Annotated in this window: 7 protein-coding genes; 3 read left to right on the top strand and 4 right to left on the bottom strand. The window is 25.3% G+C overall.

Going from position 1 to position 6,298, the window contains the following annotated elements:
• Nucleotides 1–1,071: 1,071 nt before the first annotated feature.
• The 3 genes from ACTG47_RS20640 to ACTG47_RS20630 form a co-directional block, all read right to left on the bottom strand.
• Nucleotides 1,072–1,260 carry an AbrB/MazE/SpoVT family DNA-binding domain-containing protein gene (locus tag ACTG47_RS20640; protein ID WP_479927271.1) on the bottom strand — a complete coding sequence of 63 codons (189 nt, stop codon included), beginning with the start codon at nt 1,258–1,260 and terminating at the stop codon, nt 1,072–1,074.
• A 312-nt stretch (nt 1,261–1,572) separates the two neighbouring features.
• A complete protein-coding gene (locus ACTG47_RS20635) occupies nt 1,573–1,758 on the bottom strand; it encodes a hypothetical protein (protein WP_479927270.1) in 186 nt (61 codons plus the stop codon).
• Between the two features lie 207 nt (nt 1,759–1,965).
• Complete coding sequence (locus ACTG47_RS20630) at nt 1,966–2,118, bottom strand: hypothetical protein (protein WP_479927269.1); 153 nt, start codon at nt 2,116–2,118, stop codon at nt 1,966–1,968.
• A 1,069-nt stretch (nt 2,119–3,187) separates the two neighbouring features.
• Between ACTG47_RS20630 and ACTG47_RS20625 the strand changes: the two genes are divergently transcribed.
• The 3 genes from ACTG47_RS20625 to ACTG47_RS20615 all read left to right on the top strand — a co-directional run bounded on the left by ACTG47_RS20625 (nt 3,188) and on the right by ACTG47_RS20615 (nt 4,779).
• On the top strand, nt 3,188–3,373 hold the full coding sequence (locus tag ACTG47_RS20625; RefSeq protein WP_479927268.1) for a hypothetical protein: 186 nt from the start codon (nt 3,188–3,190) through the stop codon (nt 3,371–3,373).
• Nucleotides 3,339–3,899 carry a hypothetical protein gene (locus tag ACTG47_RS20620; protein WP_479927267.1) on the top strand — a complete coding sequence of 187 codons (561 nt, stop codon included), beginning with the start codon at nt 3,339–3,341 and terminating at the stop codon, nt 3,897–3,899. Before ACTG47_RS20625 ends, ACTG47_RS20620 begins: the two co-directional genes overlap by 35 nt.
• 145 nt (nt 3,900–4,044) lie before the next feature.
• Entirely contained in the window at nt 4,045–4,779 is a 735-nt protein-coding gene (locus tag ACTG47_RS20615) for a hypothetical protein (RefSeq protein WP_479927266.1), read from the top strand.
• Between the two features lie 637 nt (nt 4,780–5,416).
• On the opposite strand, the gene ACTG47_RS20610 is transcribed toward ACTG47_RS20615, so the two are convergent.
• On the bottom strand, nt 5,417–6,298 hold an 882-nt coding region (locus ACTG47_RS20610), incomplete at its 5' end, for a replication initiation protein (protein WP_479927265.1).

Raw genomic sequence — 6,298 nt, 5'->3', positions numbered from 1 at the left:
CTTTTCACATCCTTTGCTATACCTTATTCAAATAAAATTATATCGCATTTAGAACTAAAAGTGTCTTTTTTATTTTTTGTCACATTTAGGTTCCCTCCTGTCACATTTAGGTTCCCTCCTGTCACATTTAGGTTCCCTCCTGTCACATTTAAAGTTCCCTCCTGTCACATTTAAAGTTATCAAATATAGTTATATCAATAGATAAGACGGCTCCTAAATACTATATTAAATACTATTAAATATTATTTATAGGTTTATTACTATTAATAGGGATATACTATATAGATAAATGACAAAATTAAAAATTGTCATAATTAAAACCAAGAAAATTAAGAAATCTTTTAACCTAAAAGTAAAAAAATTAAAACAAAAAATGAGCCTCTAAAATATCGATAAATTTATAAAAATAACTATAACCTCGAAAAGTTATAGTTATCACCAAAAAAGTTATATTTAAAAAACATTCAAAAGCAACTTATAAAAAAACAAAAAATAAGCCTCTAAAAGCAATTTTAAAGACTACAAGGATTAATTACCTTACAATGCAAATATAAAGCCTTACAGATAGCATTAAAAGGCTTATAAGGCTATTAAAGAAGCTTGGCTATATATGCGATTAAAATATTTATTTTAATTGATGTGATATGTGCTATAATATTTATGCAAGGAAAATAATGTTTGAAAAGTGTAAGAGTGGCTATTTCCATATTTAGTAGACGCCAAATTCCATAACGGAAGGAGGTGGAACGATATGGTGATAAATTTTTTATTGAGTATAATAGCTGGTGTTATATCAGCGTTAATATATGAGAAAATAAAAAACCACTCAGACGCCAATAAGAGTGGTTTCAAAAAATAGTAGTTTTCAAAATGATTGGAAATAGCTACTCTTGTATAAAGTAAATTGTTATTTCCTTGCTTTTATTATATCACAAAATAGACGCTAGCGTTTAGAAAAATAGTCTATAAAAACTATTACTGTCTACAAAAATAGCCTATAAAAACTATTACCGTCTACAAAGACTATTTTTATATTATATCCAAAAGTAATTTTATGATGTATTTCTATTCCTAACATTCTGTATCTTTTTCAATCACTATGTTCCCATCTGCACATGTCAATATTACACTTCGATTGTCTTTAGTTATACCTAACTCTTTCATCATACCAGCTGGTATAGATAGCTTATAACCGACTGAACCTTTACCACTTGTGCCACCACTCTTGTTAATGCTTATATTACGCTTTACTTGTTCCATGTTCTCACCTACTTTCAATATCAATTATATTGATGGATACCACCAAGTCAATATGTATTTAAAAAAATAATAAAGATTTTCATATTTGCTGACTTATTACTGACAAAATACAAGTATTGATATTATGTATATATTGTAAATACTATATTACAATGGATTAAGGCATAAAATATAAAATTCTATGTCTTAGTTTGCTGACATTCAAAAAAGAGTTGTAAGTGTTGATATTACTAGTATATATTGATTTTTTATGTTTCAGCGTATTAAATAAAAAAACCACTCTTAAAATGCTGAGTGGTTTAATTTATATATCTAATCCATATCCTTTTCAATTATTATTTTGCCATTTACAAAACTTAAAAGAACACTCTTATCTTCCAGTGTTACTCCTAAATCTTTAATCATTTGAGCAGGTAATGACACTTTGTAGTTGACTGTATTTTTGCCACTATTCCCACCTGCCTTATTTATCATTATGTTACGCTTTGTTTTCTCCATATCTATCACTCCTTTTATAAAATAAATTAATTTATAATATTTAAAATGTATACTGATAAAAGTACAAGAATTATCAGCAATATAATTATTTTAATAATATTAGTTATAAGTTTTATATACATCTTTTTCATATTGTTTTATGAGGGAAAAAATGCTATTATTTAAGCAAGGAACTTAGATGTTACAGCATCTAAGCCCCTTTGTTTATTAGAATAAACTTGATATTGCTTTAAGTATTATTGCTAATAAACCAGTAATCTGAATAGCTTTTTTTAAAAGTTCAACGATTAAATTAGTTGTTTCTACCAACTCTTTTAATAACTCGTTGAGCTTTTTTATTTTTTCTCTCAAAGTGTTCAACTCCTTCCTATATTTATATAGTATATCACTGGCATCCAGTAGTCAATAGTTAAATTGAATTTTTTTCCAATTTTATTAATAAAATTATTCCTCATAGATATTAAAAATGATAATGAAAATCAAATAATAAAGAGTTTTGTTTCCATATTTTATAATCGTTGACTGTATGTATAGCTATATGTTAGGTAAAATATCGATTTAATTGGTGTTCTTAAGGGTTTTATGTCTGAAAACATACAAATGTATTAGAATGAAAAAAATAGGCTTACAAGCCTAATAAATGCGTTATATTTGCTTTTTTATAATAACTATATGTATGTAATATTGAATGTAAATGTTTGATGATAAAAAAAGGGGGGGTATATAGGGTATTAGACTTGTTTGATATAAAAAATTTTGTGCTAGTTCTTTAATTTCTACACTTAAAAATTTTTCGTATGTAGACATAAAACAATAAAATATATTTATAAAACAATTAAAATACTATTTCAACATAATTTTCATGAAATCTATTGAAATTTCAACAAAAACGACCTCGTATACGCCATTCTAAGGTACCTTAAAATATCTTCCTTTATGTTTGTACCTCTAGTTTTTAAAAACCATATATTTACATTGATTACTAATAATGTTATAATGACAAGTTAGATAAGTATTAGAATAATTTTTTATTTATATTATTCTAATATTTATATTAAAAACACATCAAAGTACCATATCCATTTATATATTTTCAAGCAGTTAATATATAAATTATCTGTATTTCAATATAAATACAGTCCTTTTATACCCTATAGAGGGTATATCAATAAAATTATCTTATATTTTCAACAAATTTAAATCATTTCAACTAGGAGGTGCAGGAATGTAAAAAAATTTTTAAGAGAAATAAAAAGCATAGAGTGATTACTTAATTGGACAAAATTCCCTAAATGAATTTCTAAAATATGATTTATGTACTTTTCAAAATTAACATTTAAAGGAATTTTTTTATTACACCAGCAAAAGGTGGTGGTATGATGAGGTAGTTCGATAAAAAGTTATAAAAACAAAAGGGAGATTGTAAAATATGAAAATTACATTAAATAAAAATATAGTTGAACAATTAGAAGCTGAAAAACAAAATATGTTAAGTGAAGCTTTAGAGATTTTTACAACTAGAAAGGTAAAACAGAATGGAGATACAACTAACAAACGAATTAAAGCAAGCAATAAGCAAATTGAAACAGTCAAGACTTTCATCTTCAAAAAATAAAGAAGATTTAACTTTGGCGATAGCAGAAGAATTTTTTAAACAACATGATATTGAATATTTAGAAATTCCATATAAAAATAGTCAAATCCAAAAATTTAAGGGTGATTACATAATTTTTGATAATGAGAAAAAAGACACTTTAAGTGTTGAGGTAAAAGCATCTAGTTTTTACAGAAAGACACAATCAGACATATTAGCTTTTGATATGAGGTACTTAAAAAAAGAGACTAACGAGCCATACATACAAAAAGGAGCAACAGACAATAAGGGTTGGTGTTATTATTTAAATGCAGATATTTTAATAGCTATAAACTTTACAAGTATGAAGTTCTATCTCATATCAGACTTTAAAGAATTACAAGAAAAAATATTCGAACATTTAAATAATAACACATATGTAGAACATGGAATAACTATGGCTAGGAATAAATGTGATAAATGCAAAGACACAACAATCGCAAGTGTAGACCTCAAAAATATTAAAAAAAATCTAGGGATAGACGTTTTAATTATTGATTTAGTATAAAAAGCATATCTAAAACATACCTAAATTAATTCTGTTTAAATTTTAAATAATTAGTGGGGTTTATTTTATACTCCACTAATTTATATTTATGTAATACAAAACAATATAAAAACAAAAGGGAGTGATTTTTATAAGCTTAGAAAACATGGTTTATGATGATTTTACAAAGGATTTTAAGATAAGAGAATTTAATTCAGTTAATACTAACAAACAGAAACTACCTATTGCAACAAGAAGTACAATTATGTTAGATAAAAATGTAGACTATAATACACTTGTAGGGCTAACATTAGAGAGTAATTTTAATATTGAGGATATAGGCAACATGAACAATGATTGTACTAGATACCTTTATAAGAATAAGTTAACAGCTGGAGGTTATGATAGAATTTCAAATCTAACAAACAAATCCAAAAGAACAATTCAAAGAAATATATCTAAAATGTTAAAAGCTGATTGTAATATACTAACTGTAGATTTAACTAAAAGTAATGGAGCATGCTATAAGATACAATATCTTGATAAAGAAGGTCATGATGGTTTTGTAACAGTAAACATAGAGATGTTGGAAGGACTTATAAGTGCATTTAGTTCTAATGCTATAAAAGTATATTTAACATTATGCTGGATATTAAGAAATGGTAAGCCTTCTCCTGTAGCACAAAAATATTTAGCATCTACAATAGGATTACACACTGATAAACCTATTGCAAAAATATTAGAAGAATTGCATGCTTCAAAATACATAAAAATGTCACGTGGAAAAAGTAAATCAAAAGATATTATAGTAAACAATCAAGTTAAAACAATACCAATACAACCATACATTTATCAATTATGTGATTATGAAGAATGGAAAAAAGCTAGAGAAATAGACTAAAAAAATAATACGCATAAGGGTATTTTGATTTTTAAATTACCTTTATGCGTAAATTGTTTTCTATAATTGTTTTTTATAATTATTTTCTATAATAATTATCTATAATATATACTCCATTTGAGTGTCCTCGTATGTGTTTTTTGAGTGTTATGGTATATTGTTTCAAGTGTCATCATACCTGCTTTTAGGTGTCCTCGACATGTGTTTTTTGTCCATGCTATTGCTATTACTGCCTTTTAACTATTTATAGTTATTTTTTACCATTTCTTAACCTTTGTAACAAATAGTATCTGTGTGAAAGATAGCTTAAATTTCAGCTTTGATGTAGGTACATTTAGAACATACTCTAGTTAGGAACTCGCATTTCACGAGTTGCAATATTTAACATTCTAAATAATAGTTATAGTACTTAGATACATGCCATTGAAACGTATACTGAATATGTTTAGACCACTTGTGGGGGAAGGTAAATTGCCATGTGCGGATAACACGCCTAAGAAAAATGCTTATTATGAAATATTTCCAACAAGTTGGGGAAATTAACAAACGAATTTTTACGTTGGTTAAGGTATATTCAAAATCCCCACTAATGGAGAATAAAAAAGACTTACCACCTTTTTATGGTAAGCTTTTTTATTTATTTAAACTTTTCTTGTTGACTTTTTTTAATTATGTCATTTAATTCTTTTTCATCATACTTAGTAAATGTTTCATTGAAATTATGAAATTTAGTTTTCTGTCTAGGAATTTCACTAATTTTTTTATTTTGTTTAACTTGTTTAGTTTCTATTGTAAGGGTTTCATCTTCTTTAGTAAAATATTTTCGTTTGTCTAAATCCTTTACAATAAAATCTATTGAATCTACTTTTCTACTCAATTTATTTTCTTTAATTTCAATTTGGAAATATCCAGTTTCATTTAATTCTTTTATCGCAGGAATAATAACTCTTCTTTTCAAGTCTGGATAACGACTATATTTATTTTCTAACATTAATAATTCTCTTAATTCACTTATTTTATATGTGATAATATTTTTTGTATTACTCCAAAGCCTTAAAAAATCATAAAATCTTTGTGCATTTGGATTTCTTAAATTAAAAAAGATTGTTAAATTGATTGGTGTATATCCATTTTTCAAATAGTCTTTTATATATTTATGTATTTCTTGAGATGCTTCAATTTTAAAAATATTTTTACTAGGTACATATTTGAATCCATTTATAAAACCATATTCGCCCCAACCTTCTTTATCCATAAAATAAATACTTTTTTTCCTTAATTCAACCAAAAAATTAGATATTGAATCTATTGAAGTATCTTCTTTTTTCTTTATAATTTTTTTAAATTCATCATGTGAAATATTACATTTTATCACACTATCATTATTTTTTTGTAACTTATAAAGTAGCATTAAAAATATACGATTTTCTAAAGTGGACAAGCTATATTTAGCTTTTACTATAGTATTATTTTTCATTAATACTTCATCATTATTATCTATTTTTTTTAATATTTCCAT

Source organism: Clostridioides sp. LIBA-6622, from assembly GCF_056716095.1.
Note: the sequence above shows the minus strand (reverse complement) of the source record. Positions and strands in the feature narration are given on the sequence as shown.

What these genes read in the sequence shown, in the direction of transcription:
- ACTG47_RS20640 (WP_479927271.1), bottom strand. Translation starts at nt 1,260, where the DNA reads ATGGAACAAGTAAAGCGTAATATAAGCATTAACAAGAGTGGTGGCACA.
- ACTG47_RS20635 (WP_479927270.1), bottom strand. Translation starts at nt 1,758, where the DNA reads ATGGAGAAAACAAAGCGTAACATAATGATAAATAAGGCAGGTGGGAAT.
- ACTG47_RS20625 (WP_479927268.1), top strand. Translation starts at nt 3,188, where the DNA reads ATGAAAATTACATTAAATAAAAATATAGTTGAACAATTAGAAGCTGAA.
- ACTG47_RS20615 (WP_479927266.1), top strand. Translation starts at nt 4,045, where the DNA reads ATGGTTTATGATGATTTTACAAAGGATTTTAAGATAAGAGAATTTAAT.